Raw genomic sequence first — 26,072 nt, forward strand, 5'->3', positions numbered from 1 at the left:
TTCGACAGCCTCTCCGGCTGCCGGGGGACGGAAGTGCGTTGACGATGTGCTCCGCCGTTCCCGGCAGGCAACGCTGGAAGATCCCGGAGATGGTCGGGAGGCGGCACCTGGCCGAGGTCCTCCAGGAGGCGATGGAAAGCCTTTCCTGGATCAGGTCCGCACGTGCGAATCACGTGACGGGTACGGTTCTCGTTCTGTACGACGAGAATTCCGGCGCGGCGGGCGTGCGGGGCGTCCTGGAAGGCGTCCTCTCGACGATCCTCCGGTGCGCGGCGGATCAAAAAACGGGTGGTCCCTCCGGTTCGCCTGCCGGCGGGGCCGCCCGTCGACCCGTCGGCGGTTCCGACGGCGGGCGGCTCCCGGGAACCGTTCTCGCCGTCGCCGGCGGTGCGACCGCCGCTGCCGCGCTCGCATCCGGAAAGCTCCTGCGCAAGCCCGTCGTGGTGCTCGGCGCGGTCGCCGCGGCCACCGCGGTCGTCGTACGCCGCGCCCTGCGCGGCGCGGCAACCACCACCGGCCTCGACAGCGACGGAGACACGGACGCCGCAGGTTCTGCGGGGGGTCCACCGCCGGATCGCCGCTCGTCGCTCCGGGCCCTCCTGGACATCGCCGGCCCGCACAAGGCCCGGCTCGGCCTCGCCTCCGGTCTGTCCGCCGTCTGCCAGTTGGCCGAAGTCACCCTCGGCCTCTTCCTGGGCTGGACCGCCCTGGTGCTGATCAAGGGGGAGTGCCCGCCGCTGCTCGCCCTCGGCCTGACCAGCGCTTCCTCGCAGCTGTGGTTCCTGGCGGGGGCCGCCGCCACGGCCTGCGCCGCCGTCGCCGGCCTCTCGTACGCGGCGGGCGTCGCCTGGCGCCGGCTCGGCCAGGACGTGCAGCACGACTGGCGCAACTCCACCTACGCCCACGTGCAGCGCCTCGAACTGGGCCAGCTGGAGGGCGAGCGCACCACGCGCATCGCCGGGGTCCTGACCGACGAGGTCGCCCAGCTCGGCGCGTTCTTCACGTCCTCCGCGAACGACGTGGTGCAACTGGCCACCAGCTTCCTGATCCTGGCCCCCGCCTTCCTCCTGTTCGCGCCGCAGATCGCCTGGATCGCGTTCCTGCCGATGCCCTTCGTGGCCTGGCTGTCGTTGCGCTACCACGACCGCGCCGCCGCCGACTACGCCGTCTCCAGCGAGAACCGGGCCCGGCTGCACAGCCAGCTGGTCAACAGCCTGGAGGCCGGTGCCACCGTCAAGAGCTTCTGCACCGAGGACTACGAGGCCGGACGTGTCGAGGGCCTCGGCGAGGTGTACCGCGACAGCAACTTGCGCACCGACCGCAGCAGCGTCCGCCATTCCGAGACCGTCCGCGCCTGCACCACCGCCTCCATGGCCGGCACCCTCCTGCTCGGCGGGCGCCTCGTCCTCGACGGCACCCTCTCCTTCGAGGTGTTCAGCCCGCTCATCGGGCTGCCCCAGCAGGTCCTGCTGCGGCTCACCCGCCTCGGCGGCATCGTCGACCAGTACCAGCGCACCCTCACCGCCTACGCACGGGTCCGGCACCTGCACGCCCTACCCACCGAACCCTTGGGCGCCGAGCACCCCGTCGACCGCGGGAACGTCGCCGGAGCCCTCACCCTGGAGCGGGTCACCTTCGCCTACCGCGGCCGGCCGCCCGTCCTCAACGACCTGTCCCTGCAGATCGCTCCCGGCAAGGTCACGGGCATCGTCGGCGCCACCGGCTCCGGCAAGACGACCGTCGCCAAACTCCTCATGCGGTTCCAGGACGCCGACTGCGGCCGGGTCCTCCTCGACGGCCGCGACGTCCGCGACCTGTCCCGGCACGGCCTGCGCCACGCCGTCGGCTTCGTCGCCCAGGACCCCTTCCTCTTCGACGGCACCATCGCCGACAACATCCGCTACGGCAGCTTCGACGCCTCCCGAGAGCAGGTGGAGCGCGCCGCCCGGATGGCCGAGGCCCACACCTTCATCGAGGACCTCCCCGAGCGGTACGACACGCACATCGGCGAACGCGGCTCCGCCCTGTCCGGAGGGCAGCGGCAACGCATCGCCCTGGCCCGGGCGATCCTCAAGGATTCCCCCGTCGTCATCCTCGACGAGGCCACCTCCGCCGTCGACAACGAGACCGAGGCGGCCATCCAGCACGCCTTGCGCACCTTCGCCGAGGACCGCACCCTGCTCGTCATCGCCCACCGCCTGTCGACGATCCGCAACGCCGACTGGATCTACGTCCTCGACCGGGGCGGCATCGTCGCCGAACAGGGCACCCACGTCGACCTCCTCGCCCGGCACGGGCCGTACACGTCCCTGTGGCAGCTCCAGGCCGGCGAAAGGGCCGACCGGCCCGCGCCGCTCCGCGCCCCGGTCCGCGCCGCCCTGCCGCGCGGCGGCCCGGGCGAGCCCACCGGCCCCCACCGCACCCCACCCCAGCCCGCACCCTCCCCGTCCTAGGCCCCCTTACGGGCCGTCATCCCCCGACCCCAGCCCGACCCGCCCCGCCCCGCCCCGACGCGGCAGACGCCGAGGCCGCCTCCGACGCCGGTGGCGCCGGTGCCCGTACGGTCCCGTACCGGGCCCGCGCCCACCCGCCGGGAGCCCCCCGGCGTCGTGCCGCTGTCCTGCGACCAGCGCCGGCTGTGGTCCCTCCAACGGACGGAGGCACCGGCGCCACCGGACGAGCGCGGAGTCCCCGCCCGCCGCGACCGCACGACCCGGCCGGGATCGCCCGCCCGGATCGGTCCCGTCCCCGCCGCCCGCACCACGGGGACGAGCGGCGGCCGCCGGCCCACGGCCCACGGCCCCCGGCCACCACCACCCGACCCGCCCCGACCAGGAGGAGAACCCGTCATGAACAACCCCTTCGAGGACGAGGACGCCACTTACCTGGTGCTCGTCAACGACGAGGCCCAGTACTCCCTGTGGCCCTCCTTCGCCGACGTGCCCGCCGGCTGGACCGTCGCCCACCCGGAGGACGGCCGCGCCGCCTGCGTGGAGTTCATCGAACGGACCTGGACCGACATGCGGCCCAAGAGCCTGGCCGAGGCGATGGGCGGCCCGGGCGGGGAGTCGGCGGCCCCGTGACCACCGCCACCGGCAGCGGCGTGCCCGGCACCACGGGGCACGCCGCCCCGGCCCCAGCCACCGCCCCGGCCCCGGCCGCGGTCACGCGGGAGCCCCGGCCGTCGGTGAGCCGGTCGCCCCATTACCCCTCCGCACTGGGCCCGCAGCAGTTCAGCGCCGTCCGCTAGCGGTGCCGGCCCGGTCCCGCCACCCGAGGAGAAGCCCCCGCCATGACCTCCCACCACCCCGCGGTCCCGGCGGTGCCCCCGCAGGGCACCGCGGACCGCTGGTTCCGGGTGCACCGCGCCCGGGTCCGGCCGGCCCTACGGCTGGTGTGCTTCCCGCACGCCGGCGGCACCGCCCAGTTCTTCCACGGCTGGCCCGCCCACCTGCCCGACGAGGTGGAGCTCCTCGCCGTGCGCTACCCGGGCCGCCAGGACCGCCTCGCGGAGCCGTGCATCGACGCCATGGACGCGATGGCCGACGCCGTCACCGAGGCCCTCGCCCCGCACCTGGACCTCCCCCTCGCCCTGTTCGGCCACAGCATGGGCTCCGCCGTCGCCTACGAGGTCACGCGCCGCCTGGAGGCCGGCGGCCTGCGCCCCGTGCGGCTCCTGGTGTCCGGGCGGGCCGCACCGCACCGGGCCCGCCCGGCCGGGGCGGCCGACGGGGACGACGCGGCGCTGGTCGCCACGGTGCGCGAGCTCGGCGACTACCAGTCGGAGGTCTACCTCATCCCCGAGCTGAGGGAGCTCCTGCTGCCCGCCCTGCGCGCCGACTACCGCCTCATCGAGTCCTACCGCCCGGACACCCCCGTACCCGTACGCACCCCCATCACCGCGTACACCGGCCGGGACGACGCCACCTGCCCCGAGGAGGCGGTCCGCGGCTGGGCGGACCTGACCGGCCCCGGCCACTTCGACCTGCGCTTCTTCCCGGGCGACCACTTCTACCTCGTCCCGCACGAAGCCCATCTGCTCGCGGACGTCGCCGCCCGTCTCCGCTGAACCCGTCCGTCCTCGCCCGGCGTGATCGACACCGTGCTGCGGCTGTTGGACGAGCGGCGCCGGGCACCCGGCCGAGGAGGAGGCCGTGGCCGTGGTCCCCCACGTGGTCATGGCGGGGGAGGACGACACCGCCCGGCTCGTCACCGCCCGGCCGCCCTCCTCACCCCTCCGGACCAACTGCGGCTCGACGACCCCGACCGCTTCGACATCCTCGGCGCCCGCAGGACGGCACCGAGGAGCGCATCGGCTCCGGCCACGGCATCCCGTACTGCGTCGGCGCCACCCCCTGCTGACCCGCCACCCCGGCCTCCGCCTCGCCGACGCCCGGAAGGCCTCCGGCGTTCCGGCAGCGGGTGCCCGGTGCCGCCCGCGGCCTTAGCGTGGGGGCGGGGCGGGGACGACGGCCCGCGACGGTGAAGGGACTCGTATGCGCCGCTACCCGCCGATCGGGGACCACGGGCTGATCGGAGACCTGCGGACGGCCGCGCTGGTCTCCTCCGACGGGGTCCTCGACTGGTTCTGCGCCCCCCGCTTCGACTCGCCCAGCCTGTTCGCGTCCCTCCTGGACCACGACCGCGGCGGGCACTTCGCCATCGGCGCCGACGACCCCGGGGCCGTCACCCGCCAGCTGTACCTCGCGGACACGGCCGTCCTCGTCACCCGCTTCATGACCGAGCAGGGCGTCGGCGAGGTCATCGACTTCATGCCGCTGGGCGAGGCCGAGGCCCCCCACGACCGGCACCGCATCATCCGGATCATGCGGGTCACGCGCGGCACCGTCCGCTTCCTGCTCGACTGCCGGCCCGCCTTCGACTACGGGCGCGAGGGCCACGGCCTGGCCGTGACCGCGGACACCGCCCACTTCACCACGCCGGACCTCACCGCCTTCCTCCAGGCGGGCAGCCCGGTGCGGCTCACCGCGGACGGACGGGGCGTACGGGGGGAGGCGCTCCTGCGGGCGGGCGACACGACGGCGGCCGTCCTGACGGTGTGCCACGACCCGGGGGCCGCGGCGCCGGATCCGCCGACGACGGCGGGGCTGCGCCGCGCGTTCCTCTCCACGTACGACCACTGGCACCGCTGGGTGCGGCGCAGCCGCTACCGGGGCCGCTGGCAGCAGGTGGTCAACCGGTCCGCGATCACCCTGAAGCTCATGACGTACGCGCCCACGGGCGCGCCCGTGGCCGCGGTGACCACGGGCCTGCCCGAGCGGGTCGGCGGCGAGCGGAACTGGGACTACCGCTACACCTGGGTGCGGGACGCGTCCCTGTCCGTGAAGGCGCTGGTCGACCTGGGACTGGAGGAGGAGGCGGAGGCGTTCCGGCGCTGGCTCGGCGCGCGCGTGCAGCACGGGCGGACGGTGACCGGCGAGCCGCTGCAGATCATGTACCGGGTGGACGGCGACCCGCACCTGGAGGAGGAGGTCCTCGACCACTTCGAGGGGTACCGCGGATCCTTCCCGGTGCGGGTCGGCAACGGCGCGGCGGGGCAGCTGCAGCTCGACATCTACGGCGAGGCCGTCTACGCCCTCAGTCACGCCGCCGACCAGGCGCAGCTGGCCGGGTACGACGGCTGGCTGAACTTCAGCGGGCTCCTCGACTGGCTGGCCGACCACTGGGACCGGCCCGACGAGGGCATTTGGGAGACCCGGGGCGGCCGCCGCGACTTCACCTACAGCCGGCTGATGTGCTGGACGGCCTTCGACCGCGGCATCCGGCTGGCCACCGAGCTGGCCCGGCCGGCCGACGTGGCCGGCTGGACCGCGGCGCGGGACGCGGTCTTCCAGCAGATCATCGACCGCGGGTACAGCACCGCCCGGCAGGCGTTCGTCCAGCACCTCGACGGCGACGTGCTGGACGCCTCGCTGCTGCTGATGCCGACCGTCGGTTTCCTCTCCCCGCGCGACCGCCGGTGGCTGTCGACCCTGGACGCCATCGAAACGGACCTGGTCTCCGACAGCCTGGTGCACCGCTACGACCCGGCGCTGTCCCCGGACGGACTTGCGGGCGAGGAGGGGACCTTCTCCCTGTGCACCTTCCTGTACGTCGGCGCCCTCGCCCGGGCCGGTCGGCTCGACATGGCCCGCTACGCATTCGACAAGATGCTGACGTACGCCAACCACGTCGGGCTGTTCGCCGAGGAGATCGGCCCCACCGGCGAACAACTCGGCAATTTCCCACAGGCGTTCACCCATCTGGCGCTGATCACCGCGGCACTGGCCCTGGACGAGGAACTGGACCGCGCCGAGCGCTGAGACACGGACCACGGCGGCCGGCGGGGACCACCCCGGTGACCATCAGTGACCAATCAGCGACCAGCGGCGGGCGGTGACCAGCGCTGGTCAGCCTGATCGGCAGCGGTCAGCGGTGGTAGGCGGCAGCCGCCGCGAAGGGCGCCGCGTTGGCGGCCGGCGACGCCAGGACCGCGACCCAGGAACCGTCGGTGAACTCGATGTCCACCCGGCCCTTCTGGAGCATGCCCTTGGGGTTGGCGCGCAGCGCGGACACCGCGGCCCGGGGGGCCTCCCAGTACTGATTCATCGTGGGTGTCGACCGCCACAGCGGCGAGACGTCGGTCAGGGCGAGCCAGCGGCGGTCCGTCACGGCGAGGACGCCCTCGACCGAACCGCGGGCAGCCGCACGGCTGATGAGGAAGTGTCCGGCCGCGCTCTGCCAGCCGCCCTCCATGCTCGTGCCGTGCACGAGCCGGGAGCCGAGGGCGTCCACCGCGTCCGGCATCCGGTCGACGGTGTTCGCGGCGGCGGCCGGCCGGGAGTGCCGGGGGTCGAGCTGAGAGGCGATCAGCCGGCGCAGCGGACCCGGGATCCGCTCCTCGATGCGCTGGGACAGCGCCGTCGGCTCCGCCGGGGGGAGCAGGTCCTCGGGCGGTGACGGCACGCCGGGGCCGAGTTCGTAGCCGCATGCGGCGATCAGCCGCTCGCCCTGGTGCAAGAAGTTCTGGGCGTGTTCGCGCGCCTGACGGTTCAACGCGTGCGCTCCTGTTCCATTTCCGTGGTTCGGTCCGTGAATGGGCGCCGGACTGAGGATGATCTTGCCCGGTCGAGGGCCATTGTCCATGGGGGGAAGGATTTGTTCCGCACTGGGTGGGCCTGCGAACCGGACGGACGTGCTAACCCCTTCCGGGCGGCTCACAAACGGGATTCGGCCAGAACTGGAGCCTCCAACACCCGGGCTGTGTCCGGAACGTGACCTGCTGTCAAGGGACGTGCTCAAAGCCGCTAAGATTCCGGGCCGTTGTCATATGATCATTCGCTTTCGATCGTTTGAGGGTTCTGATGGTTCGCGTGGGATCGTCGCCCGGAAGTCCAGGGCCCACCTCACCCGTCGTATGGGCGCTCCCCGCCCTGGGGACCGCCGCAGCCACGGTCGTGGCCCTGGTGCTGGTGTCCGCACCCGCCAGGACCCCCGTGGCCTGGGTCGGTGCCGTCGCCTGCGTCGCGGTCGCCCTGGCCTGCGGTGAGGCCGCCCGCCGGGGCAAGGCGAACGCCGCCCTGCGCGCCCTGGCCTCCGCCCAGGAGGCCGCGCTCGCCCGGCAGCAGGTGGAGACCGTCCGGCTGGCCCAGGAGTTGCTGCCCGATGTCGTGGAGCGCCTGCGCAAGGGCGAGTTCCCCGAGGAGGTGCTCGCCTCCCTGGAGGAGCCCGGCACCCACGGGCCCGGCCTGACCCCCGAGTTCAGAGCCGCCCACCAGGCCGTGCTCCGCTCGGTGCTCGACGCAGTCGTCGCCGAGGAGGACCTGCGCGACTCCGCGCAGCGCGCCTTCGTCAACATCGCCCGACGAGTTCAGGCCATTGTGCACCAGCAGGCCCAGGAGCTCCGGGAGATGGAGGACAGGCACGGCCGCAGCCCCGACGTCTTCGGGGACCTGCTGCGCCTGGACCACGGCACCGCGCTCATCGGCCGCCTCGCCGACTCCATCGCCGTACTCGGCGGCGCCCGTCCCGGCCGCCAGTGGTCCAAGGCCGTCCCGCTCTACAGCGTGCTGCGCGGCGCCATGTCGCGGATCATCGACTACCAGCGCGTCGAGCTCCACTCCGTCTCCCAGGTCGCCGTCGTCGGCCCGGCCGTCGAACCGCTCATCCACGCGCTGGCCGAGCTCCTCGACAACGCCACCCGCTACTCACCGCCGCAGACCAAGGTCCATCTGACCGCGGTGGACGTGAACTCGGGCATCGCCGTCGAGATCGAGGACGGCGGCGTGAGCATGAGCGAGGAGGCCCGCAAGCGGGCCGAGCGCATGCTCCGCCAGGCGCAGCAGGGCATCGACCTCACCGACCTCGGTGAGACGCCCCGCCTGGGCCTCGCCGTCGTCGGCCGGCTCTCGCAGGCGTACGACTTCCAGGTCTCGCTGCGCTCGTCGGCGTACGGCGGTGTGCGCGCCGTCCTGGTTATCCCGCAGGAGCTGATCACCGCGGCCTCGTCCGCGACCGGCGTCGCGCACGGCATCGGCACCTCCTCCGGCCCCAGGGCCGCCCTGCCGCAGGGCGCCGGCCCGGCGGGCGGCCCGGCCGCGGCGGGCGCCCCCGCCGGACCCGCCGCACGCCCCCGCCCGGTCACCGGACCGCAGTACCCGACGGAGGCCGACGACGTGCCCGTGGTGACGGAGCGGACCACCACCGGACTCCCGCAGCGCCGCCGCCGGACCCGCGTGACCGGGCCCGACCTGCCCGGCACCGGCGCCGGTACGGGCTTCGGCAGCGGCACCGACCCGGTCATCGACGCGGCGGAGGCCGCCGCCGCCCGGGCCGGAGCCGGAGCGGGGACGGCACCGGAGCCGGAGGTACAGCCCGGCATGTGGCTGGCCGCCTTCCAGGGCGGCCTGACCGGAGAGACCAGCAGCAGGACCGTCGCGAGCCGCAGCGGCGCAGCAAGCCAGAACACAGACGCCTCGCCGAACCCGGCGAGCAAGGGGGAACAGCCGTGAGTCAGCAGCAGAGCAACATGGACTGGATGCTCAAGGACCTGGCCGAGAGCGTTCCGCAGACCCGGCACGTCATCGTCCTGTCCGCCGACGGCCTGCGCATGGCCCAGTACGGCGCGGAGACCGACACCGCCGACCGGCTCGCCGCAGCCTGCGCCGGACTGCAGAGCCTCGCCGGTGCCGTCGCCGCCGAACTGCCGCACAGCAGCGGCCGGATGCGGCTCGTCGTCATCGAGATGGACGGCGGGTTCTTCTACCTGATGGCGGCAGGCGCCGGGGCCTACCTCGCGGTCCTCGCGAACGAGGGCGTCGACGCCGGCCTGATGGGCCAGCGGATGCGTGACCTCGTCGCCCGGATCGGAGAGCACCTCAGCAGCCCGCCCCGGCGTGACGGGCAGCCCGCGTGAGCAACCCGGGCGGGGACTGGGAAGACGGGACTCCCGAGCGGCTCTACGTGATCACCGGCGGGCGCAGCGGGGCGGACACGCCCGCCCCGCTGGACCTGGTCACGCTGATCATCGCCAAGTCGGGGCCCAAGCCCGGGATGCAGCCGGAACACACGGCGATCATGCGGCTGTGCCAGTCGCCGCTCTCGGTGGCCGAGGTGTCCGCCTACATCGGCCTGCCGGTGAGCGTGGTCACCGTGCTCCTCGGTGACCTGATCACCGGCGGTCACGTGCTCTCCCGCCCGCCCGTCACCCCCGCCAAACTCCCCGACCTGGCACTGATAGAGGCAGTCATCGATGGACTTCGAAAGCTCTGAGCCGTCCGCGGCACCCCACCACGGACACCTCCGGGCCGGCCCGCGGCGCGAGGACGCGCTGCCGGCCACGGCCGCCGCCGCCGTCAAGGTGGTGATCGTGGGCGGCTTCGGGGTCGGCAAGACGACCCTGGTCGGCTCCGTCAGCGAGATCCGGCCGCTGACCACCGAGGAGACGATGACCCAGGCCGGGGTCGGAGTCGACGACACGGCCGGCGTGGAACGCAAGACCTCCACCACCGTGGCCATGGACTTCGGCCGGATCAGCATCAACGAGGAGCTGGTGCTCTACCTGTTCGGCACGCCCGGCCAGGAACGCTTCTGGTTCTTGTGGCGGGGCCTGTTCGAGGGTGCGCTCGGCGCGGTGGTCCTGGTCGACACCCGCCGGTTGGAGGTCAGCTTCGACGTGATCGGCCGGCTGGAGGAACGCGGTGTGCCGTTCGTCGTCGCCGTCAACTCCTTCCCCGACGCGCCCGAGCACCCCCTGGAGGACGTGCGCGCCGCCCTCGACCTGCCCGAGTCCGTACCGCTCGTCGTCTGCGACGCCCGGCGGCGCGACTCCAGCCGCGACGTCCTGATGACGCTCATGCGCTACCTGCACTCCCTCGCCGTGACCCCGGAGGCCTTGTGAGCACCCCCCCGCTCACCACCATCCTGGGACGGTGGGGCCACCGGCGACACCGAGCCGGGCGGCCGCCACATCAAGGTGGGCCGGGCGACACGCTCCTTCGGGGCTTGGCCGCAGGCAACGCGGACCCGGAGATCCGGTCCGAGCAAGTAAGCCCCACAAATCCGCAGTTACTCAGTGCGTGAGCACGGCCACAGCGGAAAGGACTGCAATTGCGACCATTTGATGGCACGTGAGTGACGGCGTCGGGCCAATTTTCGGTGACCGGCCACAAGTTGCCCGGATCACCTCCCTGTTCAGCTTTCCAGGGCCGCGGTGATCTCGCGGACCGTCCGGACCTTCCCGATGCGCGGGAAGACCTTGCCGAAGGTGTGTGCGTGCGAGTCCCGGTCGGTGTCGGCGGTGGCGTCCTCGGCGAACACCAGGCCGTAGCTGAGCTCCCAGGCCGCACGCGCCGTGGACTCCACGCCGACGCTGGTGGAGATGCCGGCCAGGACGATCCGGGTGATGCCGCGACGGCGCAGCTGGAGGTCCAGTTCGGTGCCGGTGAAGGCCCCCCAGTGCCGTTTGGTCACCACGACGTCGCCCAGGGCGGCGAGTTCGGCCGGGATCTCGGAGAACGTGGCTGGCGGGGCGGCCTCGATCCCCGGCCGGTCGACGTCGGTGGTGGGAAGGTCGCCGCCGTCGGCCGACCACGCGACCCTGACCAGTACCACGGGCAGGCCACGGGCGCGGAAGGCCTCGGCGAGCGCGATGCCGCCCGCGAGGACCTCGGTGGCAGGCCTGGTCGTCGGCAGGGTCAGGATGCCCTGCTGGAGGTCGACGAGGACCAGGGCGGTGGCCTCGTCCAGTACGAGGGCGGGGCGGCTCGCGGGGGCGGCGGGTGCGGCGGGCACGGGTTCTCCTTCGATCGGGCGGATGCGTTCATGAAATCCGCACCCGGGGGAGTCCGGCCGGTACGCGGCCACCGGAGGGCGTGGCGCCCCTAAAATGGGAACGTGAGTACGAATGACGTGGAATCCCGCCCCGTACCGAATCCAGCACTGTCCGGGGCGGAACTGCGGCGCTGGTACTGGACCCTCGCCGAACTGACCTCCCTCGCGCGCACCATGGGACTGCCCGCGGGAGGCGGCAAGGCCGCGCTGACCGACCGCCTGGCCGCCGCGCTCGACGGCCTACCGGTCCCGCCCCCCGCACCGGCGCGGCGGCGGGCGGGCCGCCAGCTCGCCGCCCCCGTCGACGGGGACACGGTGATTCCGGAGGGCCAGCGGTGCAGCCAGGTGCTCCGGGAGTACTTCGTCCGGGAGATCGGGCCCGCCTTCCATTTCGACGCCTTCATGCGGGACTACGTCGCCGAGGGCGCCGGACGTACCCTCGCCGAGGCCGTCGCCCACTGGCACGCCACTCGCGCGCAGGCCGCCGAGCCCCGGGAGGTGGGAGCCCAGTTCGAGTTCAACCGGTTCCTGCGCACATGGCACGACCGTCACCCGGACGGCTCCCGCACCGAGGCCCTCGCCGCCTGGCAGACCCACCGGTCCCGTCCCCGCGGCTGACCCGGGCCGCCGCCCCGCTGCCCGGCGCCCGCCGCCGGTCCTAGGGGCGCGCGTACGACAGCAGCACCACCCCGTTGCCGAAGGTGCGCGTGCCCTCCAACCGCAGCGGCACCCGCCCCTCCACGGGCGGGAACAGCGGCTTGCCGCGGCCGATCCGCACCGGGTGCACGTAGATCCAGTACGCGTCGACCAGGTCGTGGCGCAGGAACGAGGCGGTCAGATCGGCTCCGCCGAGGACCAGGTCGCCGCCCGGGGCCGCCTTGAGCGCGGCCACCTCCTCCGGTACGACGTCCCGTACCACGGTGGAGTTCCAGCCGACGTCCTCCTGGCGGAGCGTGCGCGAGTACACGTACTTGGGCTTGTCCCGCCAGATGCCCGCGAAGTCCGCCACGGGCCCGGCGTTCGCCGGATCGGCGTCCGCCGTCGGCCAGTACGCGGCCATGAGCTCGTAGACGACCCGCCCGCTGAGGAAGGCCCCCATCGGGCGGAGCACCTCGTTGAAGTGCCAGTGCAGCTCGTCGTCGACGAGATGCCAGTCGATCTGCCGGTCCGGACCCTCGATGTACCCGTCGAGTGAGACCGACATCATCAGGACGATCTTTCGCACGGCCACCCACGCTACACATACTGGCTGCCGTGAAGAGCGAAGCCGCCGCAGACGAGCCCGTCCTGTTCCACACCGAAGGCCGAACGGGGATGATCACCCTCAACCGCCCCCGGGCCCTCAACGCCCTCACCCACCCCATGGTGCTGCGGATCGAGGAGGCCCTGAGCGCCTGGGACCAGGACCCGGCCGTCGCCCAGGTCGTCATCCGCGGAGCCGGCGAGCGCGGGCTGTGCGCCGGCGGCGACATCCGGGCCATCCACGACGACGCCAAGGCCGGCACCTCGGCCTCCGCCGCCTTCTGGCGCGACGAGTACCGCCTCAACGCCCTGATCGCGCACTACCCCAAGCCGTACGTGGCCCTCATGGACGGCATCGTGATGGGCGGCGGCGTCGGCGTCTCCGCCCACGGGAGCGTCCGCGTCGTCACCGAACGCTCCCGCGTCGCCATGCCCGAAACCGGCATCGGCTTCGTCCCCGACATCGGTGGTACCCACCTCCTCGGCCGGGCCCCCGGCCTGCTCGGTACCCACCTCGCGCTCACCGGCACGGCCGTGGGCGCCGCCGACGCGATCCTGTGCGGGCTCGCCGACCACTTCGTCCCCGCCGCCAGGCTCCCGGAGCTGGCCGCCGCCCTCGCCGGGGCGCCCGCGCACGAGGTGCTCCCGGAGTACTCCGCCGCCCCGGACCCCGGCGAGCTGGCCGCCCGCCGGGACTGGATCGACCGCTGCTACGCCGCCGACACCGTCGAGGAGATCGTCGAGCGGCTCCTCGCCGAGGACGACCCCGCCGCCAAGGAGACCGCCGGGACGATCCTGGCCAAGTCCCCGACCGCCCTCAAGGTCACCCACGCGGCCGTCCGCCGGGCCCGCGGCCTGACCACCCTGGAGCGGGTCCTCACCCAGGAGTACCGGATCTCCTGCCACGCGCTGCGCTCACGCGACCTGGTGGAGGGCATCCGGGCCCAGGTCGTCGACAAGGACCGCACCCCGCGCTGGTCGCCGCCCGCCCTGCGCGACGTCACCGACGAGGACGTGGCCCGGTTCTTCGCCCCGCTCGGCCCCGGCCGCGAACTGCAGCTGCCCGAACCGCAGGCTCACCGGTAGCCGGTGGTGTCGGCCGGGCGGCCCGGGTCCTGGACCTCGACCAGGTACCGCCAGGCGTCCGGCCGGCTCCCGTCCAGGTCGGTGAAACCGTACTCCCGGGCGAGCTGTCCGCTGGACAGCGACTGCCCATTCCAGCGGGCCACCTCAAGGTCCCCGGCCAGCGCCGCCACCGCCCGGCCGACGTACGACGGGGTCTCCGAGATCGCGAAGTGCGGGACCTTCCCCAGCGCGTCGCGCCAGTTCGCCTCCGTCACCCCGAAGCCGTCCAGCATCATCTCCGAACGCAGCCAGCCCGGCGTCAGGGCCACCGCGGTCGCCCCGCGCGGCCCCAGCTCGTGCCCGAGCGCGAACGCCATCCGCAGCACGGCCGCCTTGGCGATGTCGTAGAAGAACGACACCCGGTAGTGGCCGGCGTTGTAGTCCGCGGTGCCGTCCGTCATCTCGACCACCAGCCCGCCCGGCTCCCGCAGCAGCAGCGGCAGCGCGTAATGACTGGTGATCGCATGGGTGTCCACGGCGAGCCGGAGCAGCCGGAGCCCCCTGTCGAGGTCGTGCTCCCACACCGTGCTGTCCCACTCGAACAGCCGCTCACCGCCCCAGACGTCGTTCACCAGCACGTCGAGACGGCCCTCCTCGGCTTCGATCCGCCCGACCAGCGACTCGACCTGCTCCGCCACCAGGTGGTCCGCGGCCACCGCGATCCCGCGCCCGCCCGCCGCCGTGACCAGCTCCGCCGTCTCCTCGATCGTCTCGGGGCGGTCGTACTCCGAACGGCGGCCGCGCGTGCTGCGCCCGCTCGCGTACACTGTCGCGCCCTGCGCACCCAACTGGACCGCGATGCCCCGGCCCGCGCCCCGCGTCGCCCCCGCCACCAAGGCGACCTTGCCCTCGAGAGTCCGCCGTGTCTGCGTCATCCCCCCAACCTATGCCGCCCCGCCGCGCCGCGACCGGCACCACGGGCGTGTCACCGGCCGCCCGTGCCACCCGGTCACGGTGGCCGGAACGGCCGCCTTCCAGCAGCGCCCGCGCCCGGATACGACTGGAACCGCGCCCCGCCGCCCACCACCGAACGGCACCCCTCCGGCCCTCCGAGGAGAACCGCGCCCGATGAGCCCGACCGGCATGACCAGCTTCGACGAGGTCTACACCCTCCCCGACCCCCGCGGGTACTTCACCCGCCTCGGTCCCTACGCGTACCAGACCCCCGCCCACGCCCAACCGGTCTTCCGCGCCCTCGCCGCCGGACTCGGCACCACCCGGCCCGCGATGCTCGACCTGTGCTGCTCGTACGGGATCAACGCCGCACTGGTGAACCACGACGTGACCCTCGACGAGCTGTACGCGCACTACACCGCCCCGGCAGCCGCCCGGCTCACCACCACCGCCCTCATCGCCCGGGACCGCGACTTCTACGCCGCACGCCGCCGCCCCGACGCCGTCCCGGCCCTCGGCATCGACGCCTCGGCGCCCGCCGTCGCGTACGCGGTCGCGGCCGGACTCCTCGACGAGGGCCACGCCGTGGACCTGGAGACCACCGACCCGGGGGAGCAGCTGCAGCGCTCCGCCCCCGGAGTCGGCCTGATCACCGTCACCGGAGGAACCAGCTTCCTCACCGAGCGCACCTTCGGCCGGCTGCTCACCGCCGTCGGACAGCCGGTTCCGGTGGCCGCGTTCGTCCTGCGCACCCACGACTACCGGGCGATCGCCGCCTGCCTGGAGTCGTACGGGCTCACCGTCGAACGGGCCGAAGGCACCAGCCCGCAGCGGCGCTTCACCGACCCGGAGGAGCAGCGGCGCGCGGTGGCGGCCGTCACCGCGCTCGGCGAGGACCCGGCCGGGAAGGAAGCCGCGGGCTGGTACCACACCCGGCTGCACCTCGCCCGGCCGGCCACCACCGTGATCACGACCCGGTAACCCGCTCTTGTCCAACGGGCCCTCCGCGACGCACTGTTGGCCGCGAATCGTCCCAACGGTCAGGAGAGCCCGCTTGTCACCCGACACCCCAGCCCACGCCGCCGCCCCCGCACCGGGGGCCGAGCCCGCACCCCCCTACGCCGTCGACCCGTCCGGCGGTTGCCCGCACGCCGTCAACGCCTCCCTGCGCGCCCGGGGACCCGTCGCGGACGTGGTCCTGCCCGGCGGGGTGCCCGGCGCCGTCGTCCTCGGCCACGACGCGCTCAAGGAGTTCCTCGCCCACCCCGACGTGGCCAAGGACTCCCGGCACTGCCCCGCACTGAACGACGGCACCATTCCCGCGGACTGGCCGCTGCGGGTCTTCGCCAACGCGCAGGGCATGCACACCGCCGACGGGGCCGACCACCGCCGACTGCGCTCCCTCGTCGGCAACGCCTTCACCGCCCGCCAGGTCGAGCGGCTGCGCCCGCGCATCGAGGAGCTGACCGCCGCCCTCCTGGACGACCTCGGCCGGGCGGCCGCCGCCGACCCGGACGGCGTCGCCGACCTGCGCACCCACTTCGCGCTCCCGCTGCCGATGAGCGTGATCTGCGAACTCCTCGGCGTAGATCCCGAGCACCGCGAACGGCTGCACCACCTCTCCTACACGGTGATCATCGACACCGGCGCCGGCCCCGCCGAGAAGATGGCCGCCGCCCGCGAGCTGATCGAACTGATGGGCACCATCGCGGCCGCCCGCCGGGCCGCCCCGGGCGACGACCTGACCAGCGCCCTGATAGCAGCCCGCGACGGCGACGGAGACGGAGACGGCGAGGGCGACCGGCTCAGCGAGGCCGAACTCATCGGCACCATGCGCCTGATGCTGGTCGCCGGCCACGAAACCACCCTCAACCTGATCAGCAACGCCGTCCGCGCGCTGTGCACCCACCGGGACCAGCTCGCGCTGGTGCTGGACGGCAAGGCGAGCTGGTCGGACGTGGTGGACGAGACCCTGCGCTGGGACGGCCCGGTCAGCTGGTTCCCGTTCCGCTACCCGACCCGCGACCTGGACCTGGGCGGACACCGGATCCCGCAGGGCACCCCGGTCCTCGCCGGCTACACCGCGGCGGGCCGCGACGAGGCCTTCCACGGCCCGGACGCCGGCCGCTTCGACCTCACCCGCCCGGGCACCGCCCGCCACCTCTCCTTCGGGCACGGCGTGCACTACTGCGTGGGCGCCCCGCTGGCCAGGCTGGAGGCAGTGATCGCCCTGGAGCAGCTGTTCACCCGCTTCCCGGACCTCGACCTCGCCGTCCCGGAGGTCGAACTGCCCCGCCAGCGCAGCTTCATCGGCAACAGCGTCGAAGCCCTGCCCGTCCGCCCGACCTGACGCGGCACACCCGCTAGCTCAGGGGTTCCAGCATGAAGTGCCGTACCTGAAGCGGTGCCAGGAGGTACTCCTCCTCGCCCGGCAGGACCACCGGCTGGTCACGCCAGTGCTCGCCGGCGTAGCCGATCAGATCCTGCTCGCTGTGCCAGCGGCTGACGTACAGCAGCGCACCAGGCGGCGAGAGCAGCACCTCGTGCTGCACCAGCCCTGGGTATCGGCCGGAAAACGCGCGTACCGCAGAAACGATCATTTCGCGGAACGCCTCGAAACGCTCAGGACGTACGCGTGCCTCGCTCACCCTGATGATCACGGTCGTCAGGGTGTCACGCATGCAGACGCGGTGCCACCCTCCCGCCGCACGCCGCAGTGGGCTCCGAGTGCCCTCCGCCCGCGCCACGGGACCGGCTTCCGATTGTCGTGAATTCGTAACAACGCGCGCCATGCGGGCGGTCGTTGCAGGTCAGGAGAGGGGGCGCACACATAAGCTCTTGTCGTTCATTTGCGCAGAAGTAGGGATGAACCCGGCTTCCGGCCGACGGTGTCACGGACGACGGCGTGTCACGGACGACTGCCAAGGCAGGGAGCGGCGCTGGGGCGAGGCAGCCGGCGGCGGGAAGATTCATTCACGGAACGGGGGAGCGTCGTGCCCGACTGGGACATCAAGCCGGATGGCGTGCGCGGGGTCCTGAGCAAGACCGCAGAGGCCGCGAGCAAGTTCGAGGAGGAGTTCACGTCGTACGGCGACGGCCTGGTGGGCGCCGCCACATGGGCGGGCACGATGGTGCTGGGCGGGACGGAGCTGCCCAAGGGGGGTGCGTTCGGCCCTGTGGCCCAGGCGTTGCAGGAGTTCCAGCAGAAGACGGAGAACGACCTGAAGTTCCTTCCCGTCCGGACGGGTAAGTCGATCACTGGGGCGCGCCTGGCCACCGAGGAGTACGTCAAGGGTGACCTGGAGATGGCGGCGAACAAGCAGAGGGAGTATTCCAAGGCTCCGACCGCGGAAGAGCTGAAGGGCCCCAAGAAGTGATCGATCTGGGGAAGATACCGACCTTCACCGGCAATCTGGAGACGTTGGAGACGCATGCTGCGTCGCTGAAGAAGACCGCCTCCAGCATTCGCGGCACGGGCCGGGACGTCCACAACGCCTTCCAGGCGCTGGACCCGGTCTATGACGCGCCCGAGCAGGAGCAGTTGCTCAACTCGACGGTTCCGGTGCGGGACAAGGCGGATGACTTCGCCACGAAGCTGGAGTCCGTCAGTGGTGCGCTGACAAGTTTCGCGTCGACCGCGCGTCCGCTGGTGGAGAAGATGAAGCAACTCCGCGTGGAAGCGGAGAAGTTCGTCGCGGACAACAAGGACGATGACGACTGGCAGCAGGACCAGGGCAAGATCGACGAGAATGCCCGTCTGGTCCGTGAGGTCGGTACGACGTGGGTGGCGTTCCAGGGCGTCGAGCGCGACGCGGCCAACAAGATCACCGCTTTGGTGGGCGGTACGCACTTCGTCGTGGACGACGGGTCGCACAAGGCCGGCATGTACGGCTTCAAGGAGAGCGACGTCAAGGACGCGAAGGAGACGCCCTGGGGGACCGTCGATGAGCGTGAGTACACGGGCCTGCGGGCTGCGTGGGAGTGGACGAAGGACAATGTCGGCGGTGCGCTGAAAGGTTTCTTCGTCGACGGTGTCCTGGGCACGCTCAAGGGCCTGGGCAGCATGGTCAACGTCTTCGACTGGGACAACTTCAAGAAGACCTGGTCGGGCATCGGCGATGTCTTCGGTGGCATCAGCGGCTACCTCATCACGCCGTACGACTGGGTGATGGACAAGACGCTCGGCCCGACCGACCACAGCGAGCGGGAACGCCAGAAGGCCGCCCTGCGTAACTTCGGCAAGTCGCTGGTCGCGTGGGACCAGTGGGGCAAGGACCCCTCCCGGGCGTTCGGGACGGTGGTGTTCAACGTCCTGACCATCGGCTCGGGCACGGCGCTCAAACTCGGCAAGTCCGGGAAGCTGGGCGTGGGCGCGGAAGCCCTGACCGCAGCGGGCAAGGCGGGCGCGCTCGTCGACCCGATGAGCTACCTCGGCAAGGCGGCGGGCCTGACCAAGCTCAAGGTCGGCGACCTGATGGAGAGCCTGAAGGCCAGCCGGGCGGGCGTGGACGACATGGCCCGCAACATGCCCACGGGCACGTCACCCCACCCGACCGACGCGACGCCGGCCCCCGGACACACGGGGGACTCGCCCTCGACTCCCGCCGGCTCCGGCGACAAGACGCCCGCACCCCCCGGCCGGGAGTACGTCGACCACGCCGGCAACAAGCGCGTCATCGGCAACGACGGTGTCATCAGGGACGAGCACGGCAACGCCGTACCCGACACCGAACCCGTCAGGGAGCCGCACAAGGACGACCTGCCCAACATCAGGGAACACGAGACCGCACCGGCCAAGGAGAAGGTCCTCGAAGGCGCCGGCGGCCCTAGCCGCGTGGAGAACTCGACGGGCCACCCGACGCCCCCGCCCCACCCGACCGGCGGATCCCACCCATCAGGCGGGGGCGGCGGCACGCACAGCACGCCGACCACGGGCGGCCACGCCGCGGACCACCCGACCGGCAACGGCTCGGGCGCGCACACGCCGTCGGGCGGTGGATCCGGTGCACACACGCCGAGCGGTGGTGGCGGCAGTGCGCACACGCCTTCCGGTGGCGGCGGTCACGGCACCGACGGCTACGGCGACACCCCTGGTGCGGGTGCCGGTGGCCACTCGGAGAGTGCCCACGGCGGCGATGGGGCGCACGGCAACGGCGCGGGCGGCGACAAGTCGGGGGCTCGTTCCGCTGACGACGGATCCGGCAACGGTGCAGGCAGCCAGGCGGAGAAGCCGGGCGAGTCGGGCACGACGCCCGGTGATCGTGCGAACGAGCCGCTTCCGGCGTTGACGGCGGAGGAAAAGGCGGCGCACTGGGGCCACCTCGATGAAGTCGAAAAGCGGGCTCCGGAGGAATTCGACCACCTGAAGCACGACCCGGACCACCGGAACAAGATCGATGACAAATCGATGGATGAGGCTCGGGTCGGCCTAGACCTGCGGGAGCAGGGGCGCCTCCCGGCGGACATCCGTCGCCCGGAGCTGGCAGATGAGGGCGAGTTCTATTCCGCGACCACTGGCGAGTACTATGACATCAAGGGTGTCCACTCGGACTGGCCGCCGTTCAACAATGTGCGTGACAAGTCCCAGCCGTTCAAGGGTGCGTTCGACCCGGCCAATAATGAGGCGTGGGTCAACAAGCAGCTGGCGAAGCAGATTGAAAAGCATAAGCGCATAGTTATCATTGACGTTCGGAACGCAAATCAAGCGGCAATCGACAACCTCAAGGCCGTTGTTGAAAGCCGCGGTTGGGGAGATCGTGTCATCTGGTATCCGTAACAACTGGGAGCCGACTGCGCTCCCGGCCGACCCGGAAGCCACAGGGCAACTGCAGGAGTGGCTCGCCTCGGAGGAGTACAACCTCAATGGCATGGGGTGCGACTTCCGCGGCGCCGACCTCTCGGGCGGGGATTTCTCAAACGCGTGGTTCACCGATGCGGTCCTCACGGGTGTGCGACTCGTCGGAGCCTCCTTCTACCGGGCCGACCTGCAGTCGGCGGATCTGACCGGTGCGGATTTGACCGGTGCGGATCTCGTCAGGACTAACCTGGACGAGGCGGTGCTCCGATCGGCGCGGCTCGACGGGGCGAAAATGTCCCGGGCCTCACTGTGCGACGTCGACGCGTCAGGAGCGAGCTTCCGCGGAACGAAAATCCTCGGCGCTTCGCTGCTCGACACCGATATGAGGGGGGCGGATTTGACCGATGCCGTCCTCTACGAGAACTTCTTCGAGATCAAAGTCGATGACTCTACAGTTGTGCGTGGCCTGACAGGCACCGTTTTCGGGCCGATCACCGTCTTCAGTGGCGAATCGTCTTGGGAACTGGCAGGCGCAGAACTCGAGTCATGGATCAGCGCCCGAGGCGGGCTGGTTCAAGTGGTTCCTCCGCGCCGCCCGCCGAGGTAAACCCCGACGCAACCCGTTCGCTTCGCCGGAACCCGCTGCTCCCGCGGCGGGTGACCGGTTCACCGAGCTGCTCGTCCTCGTTTCGAGGGCGAGTAGCTCGGGGGCAGCAAGCCAGTGAAAGCAGAAGCCAATGCACGGCTACGGTGAATTGCTCGGTACGGATTTCGATGGGCAGCCGACGGATGACATCGACGGTATGATCTACGACGCGTTCGAAAGTCCGCGTCACCTGACCGCGTCCCCGAGCTCGTCGCCCTTATGAACGATTCCGGCGTGCCCGAGATCGAGCGGTTCCTGGCCTGCGTGGTGCTGACGACCTGGGGCGAGGCGGCGGGAACGAAGCTGTGATCCTCGCCGCCGCGGATCCCAGAAAACTCCCTGGTACGACTTCTCGATCGACCGGAAGTTCTCGGTGGACAGCACCTTCGCGCAACTCGCGGACGCTGTCGCCGAGCGGGATCTGGCGCGGGAGAAGGGAACCGAGGCGCTGCGTCTGGACGCGGCCCGTGCACTGGTGCGGCTCGCCGACAGTGAGTATTCGAGGACAAGCTGGGCGAGTTGTTCGACAACGCCACGCTTCAGGCGCTGCTCGACGACATCAAGGACGTCATCGCTCGCGGCGTGCGATTCCTGGCGGCAGGTCAGAAATGCCGGTTCGACCTGCCCACTCAGCTGGTGGACCTTGCGTCCGGGGTGTCCACCGTCGACGGGCGCCTGGCCGTGGAGCTGGCCATGAGCGTGCTGAACGTCAGATGCTCTTCGCGTTCGCTGATCCATGCCATTCCCATCGTCCACCGCGCCAAGGGGCCGGAGGCCTTGCGGTTCGGCGAGTACGTGATGGCGGTCGGTGACGAGGAAGTGCGGCAGCACGTCCGCGAAGCGCTGAGCGAGTGAAGGGTTGCGCGATCATGTCATCCGGTACCCGTGAGCTGGAAGCCGGCCGGTTCCCGGCCGGTCCTGAAGCGACACGTCAGGTGGAGGAATGGCTTGCTGGGGAGGGCTACAGCCTCTTCGGCGTCGAGCACGACTTACGAGGTGCGGAGGACATGGTGCGTGCCGACGCATATTTCCGCGACGAGTTCGCGCGAACCGGGGAAATGCCGAAGGAAACATCCATCGAGGACATCTTGGGGTCAGAAGCTCGTGATCGATTCAGCAGTTATTATCGCGACCCCAACAACCTCAGCGAGTTCAAGCCGGTTGACTTCGAAGATGGATCGATCGTTCCGGTCCGCATCCACGATGGTAAGTTGACCCTGCACGCCATGTTCGCCAACCCGTCACCCGTAAAAGAGGAGTTCAGTGGACGAGCGATTCGAGCGCTTTGTCAAGGGGTATCTCAACATGATGGAGGGCTATGATACGAGCGGATACCTCAGGCCCACGCTGATGGGATTCAACGAGTCGTTCGTCGAAGCGGTCCGTTCGGGATTTGCCCAGGCTCTGGCGGACGAGTCATTCGGGCCGGCCGAATACGAGAGGCTGACCGATATCGAATTTCCCGACAGGGAGACTCTCCGCTCCTACATTCAGGCGATGTACGACTACCTGTTCAACGGGGCGCCGGAACAGCCGATGCCGCCCGGGTGACCACATGGCGCTGAGTTTTGCGATCCAGGCGGGTTGCCCCGGCTGTTCGGGAGTGCCGGCGCGCCGTCGACATGGCCGAGGCCGTCGGTGAGACATGGGCGCATAGTTATCACCGACGTTCGGAGCGCAAATCAAGCGGCAATCGACAGTCTCAAGGCCGTTGACGCAAGCCGCGGTTGGGGAGACCGTGTCATCTGGTATACGTAACAACTGGAAGCCGACTGTGCTCCCGGCCGACCCGGAAGCGACAGGGCAACTGCAGGAATGGCTCGCCTCGGAGGAATACAACCTCAATGGCATGGAGCGTGACTTCCGGGGTGCGGACCTGTCGGGCGGCGACTTCGCGGGCTCGTGGTTCACGCAGGCTGTCCTGGCGGGTGTGCGACTTGCGGGAGCGTCCTTCTACCGGGCCGACCTGCAGTCGGCGGATCTCACCGGGGCGGATCTGACCGGCGCCGACTTCGTCAGAGCGAACCTCGATGGGGCCGTGCTCCGTTCGGCGCGGCTCGACGGCGCCGACATGGTGAAGGCATCGCTGCACGGGGTTGACGCGTCCGGAGCGGGCTTCAAAGGAACACGGATCATGGGGGCCTCGCTCTTCGACGTCGACATGAGGGAAGCGGACCTGACCGATGCGGTCCTGTTTCAGAACACCTTCAAGGTCACGGTCGACGACTCCACGGTGGTGCGCGGCCTGACAGGCACCGTCTTCGGGCCAATCACCGTCTTCAGTGGCGCATCGTCCCGGGAACTGGCCGGCGTGGAACTCGAGTCATGGATCAGCGCGCGAGGTGGCCAGGTACGAGTCATCCCTCCGCGCCGCCCACCGAAGTAGGGCCTGGAAGGACCCGTCGGCCCGAATCCGCAGCGTCCTCAACGGACTCACGCACGCGAGCCGGCTCGTACACGACTGTCGTGCCGGCGAGAAGGAGAACAGAGCAGTGACCCGCACCAAGTACTTCGGCACGGGCGCCTTCGGGGTGCCGGATTTCTCCGGGCCTGCCGAGCTGAGCGTCCTGGGACAGTGGGTGACGGCCGACATCCAGCTCTCGCCGCTGTCCATCCTGGAAGCGATCGACCTGGTGACCGAGGCCAAGGCCGACCCGGGCTTCGCGCCGGAGGATCTGGACGGCAACGCGCACACCGCCACCATCAGCCCGCAAGGCGTGAGGGTGGAGAACCACTACGTCGAGCACGTTCAGGGAGAGTTCACCCTCGACGACGCGTTCCGGGTGCTGGTCGACTTCTGGCACTACTGCTCCCTGGCGCATCCCGACGAGGTCGACTCGCGACGCCGTGAGTACGTCGACGAGTACGGACGCGATCCCTTGGCCGGAATCCGTGACCTCCGCGAGACGCAATTCGAGATCCGGGAGGGCCGCTGCCCCATCGGGCCGCGTCGGATCGCCTCAGCTGCTGATCTGGCGGATGCGGTCGCTGAGATGTACTCCTCCGAATCCGAGGACGCCGTCCTCGTGTGGAACCAGGTACCGGTCCGGCTGACGTACCGCTACAACATCGCGGTGATGCTCGACGATCTGGTGCCCCTGCTGGAAGAGGTCCGGCGACCGGAGTTCTCCGGTGCCGAGGTGTTCTGGGGGTCGGACACCTTCTCCGCCGAATGGAAGCTGACCCGTGAGGGCGGAGACCTGAGGATCCGGGCGAGGTGGCACAGCACGCTCGGGAACCACGAGTCGCTGCTCGCCGAGCGGGGCGACGTGGTGGTGGGGGCGGAGGATTTCGTCGGGGAATGGTCCAAGGTCCTGTGGCGCATCGTCACCGATGTCGCAACGGGCTCGGTGGAGTTGGCGGACGGCGACCTCCTCGTCCGCGCCAAGGCGTTGCTCGGGGCGACGGCGACCGAGCTATCCGGGTGATCCGGGCGGCGCCTGCCGCTGTGCCCGCCGCCGCGGCCGGCGGCACCGGGACGACAGCCGATCACACATGAGCAAAAGGAACAACACTGCATGACCAAGGACGTGATCGCGCTCACCGAGCGCATGCCGGACCCGCTGAGCGTCCTGGCGGGCCTGCTCGCGGGCGGACCGGACCTACGGGTCGAGACCACCGGCGAGGGTGCCGTGGTCCAGCTCTGCGACGCGGAGGGCCGGCCGCTCGTCTCGATCGAGGTGCCGCTGATGCTCCAGGTGCCGGGGGAGGCGGCCCGGCTGCTGGGGCCCGGCGCCGAGCCGTCCGGTGACGGCCCGGCGTGGTGGGTCGAGGCCCGTGCCGCCGTGGGCGTCCCCCAGGCCGAGCAGCTGGCGGGCGCCTTCGCGGCCCGTCTGACCATGCTCCTGGGTGGCCGGGTCTGGCCGCCGGACGCTCCCGGCACCGTCGGTGCGGCCCGCCCGGTCGACGTCTCGGGCGTCACGGCCGTCCCGGTCCCCGCCGCCGCCCAGCCGGCCGTCGACATGCTCACCGACAAGGTCGCCGTCGTCCTCCAGGACCGGCCGGTCGTCCCCATGACGAGCTGGCTCGCCGAGGCGCTGCGGGCCGCCCTGGAGAGCGACCGGACCCTGCAGATCGTCACCCCGCCGCACTGCCGGCTCTCCCTGCCCACCCGCATGCTGCTGCAGTCCACGTCCTCGCGCTGGGTGGTGCAGGACGAGCGGTGCGGCTACTACGACGGGCTGACCGGGGCGGTGCTGCGCTGGCAGGACGACGCCTTCTCCCCGGACCGCAACGAGAACGGCGAGACCCCGGTGGCGGACGCCTTCGAGGAGGTCTCGCCCACCGGCGAGCGTCAGCTCATCGTCTCCTTCCGCACCCTCCACCGGCCCACGGAGAACCTCGTCCTCGGCGGCGCGCTCGAAGCCGCCTGGCAGGCGCTGGCCGACGGCCCGCCGGCCGGCTGGGGGACGTCGGAGCCGGCCGGTCTGACCTGGTCGCGGCGCCAGCTGACCGACCTGGCGTACGAGCGCGCACCCCGGTCCACCTGGACGGTGGCCGTCGGCACTTCGGACCGGCCCGCCGTCGCCACCCTGCGCGTGATCCGCACCCCGGAGGGCGTCGAGGAGGACGTCACCCTCACCCTGGGCTACGGCCCCGGGGAGGAGCCGGCCCTGGAGGCCCTGCCGAAGCTCGCCGACGAGCTGGTGACCCGGTACGGGCTGAAGACCATGATGTGCCAGCTGCGCGAGGCGCGCCGGGACCTGAGCGCCCCGCCCCGCTTCGAACACCCCCCGCTGCCGTACGCCTTCGTACTGGGCCCCGCGGAGGTCCGGGAGGCCGGGCTCGACACCGCGAGAAAGACGCCGCTGAAGGGACGACCGGTGCAGCTGGGCCACAGCTCCCGGCCGGGCTTCTACTATCCGGTCGGCGACGGCGAGACCGTCGAGAGCTGGACCGCCCTCGGGCAGCTCGTACGCCACCTGCGCGGGTTGCCGTCCGCCTAGGGTCTGTTGCGAAAATGGATCTTGTTCGTTCATGATCACGTCTCGTGGGACGTGGAGATCTGACGAACGGCGAGTGGGCCCGGCTTGAGCC

The 26,072-nt window shown here is 71.3% G+C and carries 27 protein-coding genes; 22 read left to right on the forward strand and 5 right to left on the reverse strand.

What is annotated here, in order from left to right:
• Positions 1-44: 44 nt before the first annotated feature.
• The 5 genes from ACFV7Q_RS19900 to ACFV7Q_RS19920 all read left to right on the forward strand — a co-directional run bounded on the left by ACFV7Q_RS19900 (position 45) and on the right by ACFV7Q_RS19920 (position 6,323).
• Positions 45-2,453, forward strand: a complete 2,409-nt coding sequence (locus tag ACFV7Q_RS19900; protein WP_385430100.1) for an ATP-binding cassette domain-containing protein — start codon at positions 45-47, stop codon at positions 2,451-2,453.
• 396 nt (positions 2,454-2,849) lie between these two features.
• The gene (locus ACFV7Q_RS19905) at positions 2,850-3,083 is read left to right on the forward strand and encodes an MbtH family protein (RefSeq protein WP_385430053.1); all 234 of its coding nucleotides are present in this window, start codon (positions 2,850-2,852) and stop codon (positions 3,081-3,083) included.
• On the forward strand, positions 3,080-3,250 hold the full coding sequence (locus ACFV7Q_RS19910) for a hypothetical protein (protein WP_385430055.1): 171 nt from the start codon (positions 3,080-3,082) through the stop codon (positions 3,248-3,250). The genes ACFV7Q_RS19905 and ACFV7Q_RS19910 overlap by 4 nt, the downstream gene beginning before the upstream one ends.
• 42 nt (positions 3,251-3,292) lie before the next feature.
• Entirely contained in the window at positions 3,293-4,069 is a 777-nt protein-coding gene (locus ACFV7Q_RS19915) for a thioesterase II family protein (protein WP_385430057.1), read from the forward strand.
• Positions 4,070-4,496: 427 nt separating this feature from the next.
• Complete coding sequence (locus tag ACFV7Q_RS19920; RefSeq protein ID WP_385430059.1) at positions 4,497-6,323, forward strand: glycoside hydrolase family 15 protein; 1,827 nt, start codon at positions 4,497-4,499, stop codon at positions 6,321-6,323.
• A gap of 106 nt (positions 6,324-6,429) precedes the next feature.
• Here the strand turns inward: ACFV7Q_RS19920 and ACFV7Q_RS19925 are convergent, their stop codons facing one another.
• Positions 6,430-7,056, reverse strand: a complete 627-nt coding sequence (locus ACFV7Q_RS19925) for a hypothetical protein (RefSeq protein WP_385430061.1) — start codon at positions 7,054-7,056, stop codon at positions 6,430-6,432.
• 308 nt (positions 7,057-7,364) lie between these two features.
• Between ACFV7Q_RS19925 and ACFV7Q_RS19930 the strand changes: the two genes are divergently transcribed.
• The 4 genes from ACFV7Q_RS19930 to ACFV7Q_RS19945 are packed head-to-tail and all read left to right on the forward strand — an operon-like array spanning position 7,365 to position 10,399.
• Positions 7,365-9,011, forward strand: a complete 1,647-nt coding sequence (locus ACFV7Q_RS19930; RefSeq protein WP_385430063.1) for a sensor histidine kinase — start codon at positions 7,365-7,367, stop codon at positions 9,009-9,011.
• Between the two features lie 17 nt (positions 9,012-9,028).
• Complete coding sequence (locus ACFV7Q_RS19935; protein WP_385430102.1) at positions 9,029-9,415, forward strand: roadblock/LC7 domain-containing protein; 387 nt, start codon at positions 9,029-9,031, stop codon at positions 9,413-9,415.
• Complete coding sequence (locus ACFV7Q_RS19940) at positions 9,412-9,771, forward strand: DUF742 domain-containing protein (protein ID WP_385430065.1); 360 nt, start codon at positions 9,412-9,414, stop codon at positions 9,769-9,771. Before ACFV7Q_RS19935 ends, ACFV7Q_RS19940 begins: the two co-directional genes overlap by 4 nt.
• Positions 9,752-10,399 carry an ATP/GTP-binding protein gene (locus ACFV7Q_RS19945; protein ID WP_385430067.1) on the forward strand — a complete coding sequence of 216 codons (648 nt, stop codon included), beginning with the start codon at positions 9,752-9,754 and terminating at the stop codon, positions 10,397-10,399. Before ACFV7Q_RS19940 ends, ACFV7Q_RS19945 begins: the two co-directional genes overlap by 20 nt.
• A gap of 293 nt (positions 10,400-10,692) precedes the next feature.
• On the opposite strand, the gene ACFV7Q_RS19950 is transcribed toward ACFV7Q_RS19945, so the two are convergent.
• Positions 10,693-11,292: a hydrolase gene (locus ACFV7Q_RS19950; protein WP_385430069.1), complete on the reverse strand. Its 600-nt coding sequence runs from the start codon at positions 11,290-11,292 to the stop codon at positions 10,693-10,695.
• Between the two features lie 102 nt (positions 11,293-11,394).
• Between ACFV7Q_RS19950 and ACFV7Q_RS19955 the strand changes: the two genes are divergently transcribed.
• Positions 11,395-11,949, forward strand: a complete 555-nt coding sequence (locus tag ACFV7Q_RS19955; RefSeq protein WP_385430071.1) for a DUF6434 domain-containing protein — start codon at positions 11,395-11,397, stop codon at positions 11,947-11,949.
• 40 nt (positions 11,950-11,989) lie between these two features.
• Here ACFV7Q_RS19955 and ACFV7Q_RS19960 read toward each other — a convergent pair whose 3' ends face one another.
• Positions 11,990-12,556, reverse strand: a complete 567-nt coding sequence (locus ACFV7Q_RS19960) for a dihydrofolate reductase family protein (RefSeq protein ID WP_385430073.1) — start codon at positions 12,554-12,556, stop codon at positions 11,990-11,992.
• A gap of 89 nt (positions 12,557-12,645) precedes the next feature.
• Between ACFV7Q_RS19960 and ACFV7Q_RS19965 the strand changes: the two genes are divergently transcribed.
• Positions 12,646-13,659 carry an enoyl-CoA hydratase/isomerase family protein gene (locus ACFV7Q_RS19965; RefSeq protein WP_385430104.1) on the forward strand — a complete coding sequence of 338 codons (1,014 nt, stop codon included), beginning with the start codon at positions 12,646-12,648 and terminating at the stop codon, positions 13,657-13,659.
• Here the strand turns inward: ACFV7Q_RS19965 and ACFV7Q_RS19970 are convergent.
• Complete coding sequence (locus ACFV7Q_RS19970) at positions 13,650-14,573, reverse strand: SDR family oxidoreductase (RefSeq protein ID WP_385430075.1); 924 nt, start codon at positions 14,571-14,573, stop codon at positions 13,650-13,652. The two genes, ACFV7Q_RS19965 and ACFV7Q_RS19970, sit on opposite strands and share 10 nt — an antisense overlap.
• A 193-nt stretch (positions 14,574-14,766) precedes the next feature.
• On the opposite strand from ACFV7Q_RS19970, the gene ACFV7Q_RS19975 reads away from it, so the two are divergent.
• Both ACFV7Q_RS19975 and ACFV7Q_RS19980 read left to right on the forward strand, forming a co-directional pair.
• Positions 14,767-15,573 (forward strand): hypothetical protein, encoded by an 807-nt coding sequence (locus tag ACFV7Q_RS19975; RefSeq protein WP_385430077.1) that lies wholly within the window; start codon positions 14,767-14,769, stop codon positions 15,571-15,573.
• A 73-nt stretch (positions 15,574-15,646) separates the two neighbouring features.
• Positions 15,647-16,942: a cytochrome P450 gene (locus ACFV7Q_RS19980; RefSeq protein WP_385430079.1), complete on the forward strand. Its 1,296-nt coding sequence runs from the start codon at positions 15,647-15,649 to the stop codon at positions 16,940-16,942.
• A gap of 13 nt (positions 16,943-16,955) precedes the next feature.
• Here ACFV7Q_RS19980 and ACFV7Q_RS19985 read toward each other — a convergent pair whose 3' ends face one another.
• Entirely contained in the window at positions 16,956-17,273 is a 318-nt protein-coding gene (locus ACFV7Q_RS19985; RefSeq protein WP_385430081.1) for an antibiotic biosynthesis monooxygenase, read from the reverse strand.
• Positions 17,274-17,585: 312 nt separating this feature from the next.
• On the opposite strand from ACFV7Q_RS19985, the gene ACFV7Q_RS19990 reads away from it, so the two are divergent.
• From ACFV7Q_RS19990 to ACFV7Q_RS20030, 9 genes are all read left to right on the forward strand, one after another.
• Positions 17,586-17,969, forward strand: coding sequence for a DUF6507 family protein (locus ACFV7Q_RS19990; protein ID WP_385430083.1), 384 nt, complete (start codon positions 17,586-17,588; stop codon positions 17,967-17,969).
• Positions 17,966-20,368 carry a hypothetical protein gene (locus tag ACFV7Q_RS19995; protein ID WP_385430085.1) on the forward strand — a complete coding sequence of 801 codons (2,403 nt, stop codon included), beginning with the start codon at positions 17,966-17,968 and terminating at the stop codon, positions 20,366-20,368. Before ACFV7Q_RS19990 ends, ACFV7Q_RS19995 begins: the two co-directional genes overlap by 4 nt.
• On the forward strand, positions 20,349-20,996 hold the full coding sequence (locus ACFV7Q_RS20000) for a pentapeptide repeat-containing protein (protein WP_385430087.1): 648 nt from the start codon (positions 20,349-20,351) through the stop codon (positions 20,994-20,996). Before ACFV7Q_RS19995 ends, ACFV7Q_RS20000 begins: the two co-directional genes overlap by 20 nt.
• A 558-nt stretch (positions 20,997-21,554) precedes the next feature.
• Entirely contained in the window at positions 21,555-21,890 is a 336-nt protein-coding gene (locus ACFV7Q_RS20005; protein ID WP_385430089.1) for a hypothetical protein, read from the forward strand.
• 14 nt (positions 21,891-21,904) lie between these two features.
• On the forward strand, positions 21,905-22,357 hold the full coding sequence (locus ACFV7Q_RS20010; RefSeq protein WP_385430091.1) for a hypothetical protein: 453 nt from the start codon (positions 21,905-21,907) through the stop codon (positions 22,355-22,357).
• 28 nt (positions 22,358-22,385) lie between these two features.
• On the forward strand, positions 22,386-22,586 hold the full coding sequence (locus ACFV7Q_RS20015) for a hypothetical protein (protein ID WP_385430093.1): 201 nt from the start codon (positions 22,386-22,388) through the stop codon (positions 22,584-22,586).
• A gap of 223 nt (positions 22,587-22,809) precedes the next feature.
• Entirely contained in the window at positions 22,810-23,421 is a 612-nt protein-coding gene (locus ACFV7Q_RS20020; protein ID WP_385430094.1) for a pentapeptide repeat-containing protein, read from the forward strand.
• A 106-nt stretch (positions 23,422-23,527) separates the two neighbouring features.
• Entirely contained in the window at positions 23,528-24,463 is a 936-nt protein-coding gene (locus ACFV7Q_RS20025) for a hypothetical protein (protein ID WP_385430096.1), read from the forward strand.
• 90 nt (positions 24,464-24,553) lie between these two features.
• Complete coding sequence (locus tag ACFV7Q_RS20030) at positions 24,554-25,981, forward strand: DUF6177 family protein (protein WP_385430098.1); 1,428 nt, start codon at positions 24,554-24,556, stop codon at positions 25,979-25,981.
• Positions 25,982-26,072 lie beyond the last annotated feature (91 nt).

It is taken from the genome of Streptomyces sp. NPDC059851 (assembly GCF_042732005.1).
In the GTDB taxonomy this organism is placed as follows: Bacteria; Actinomycetota; Actinomycetes; order Streptomycetales; family Streptomycetaceae; genus Streptomyces.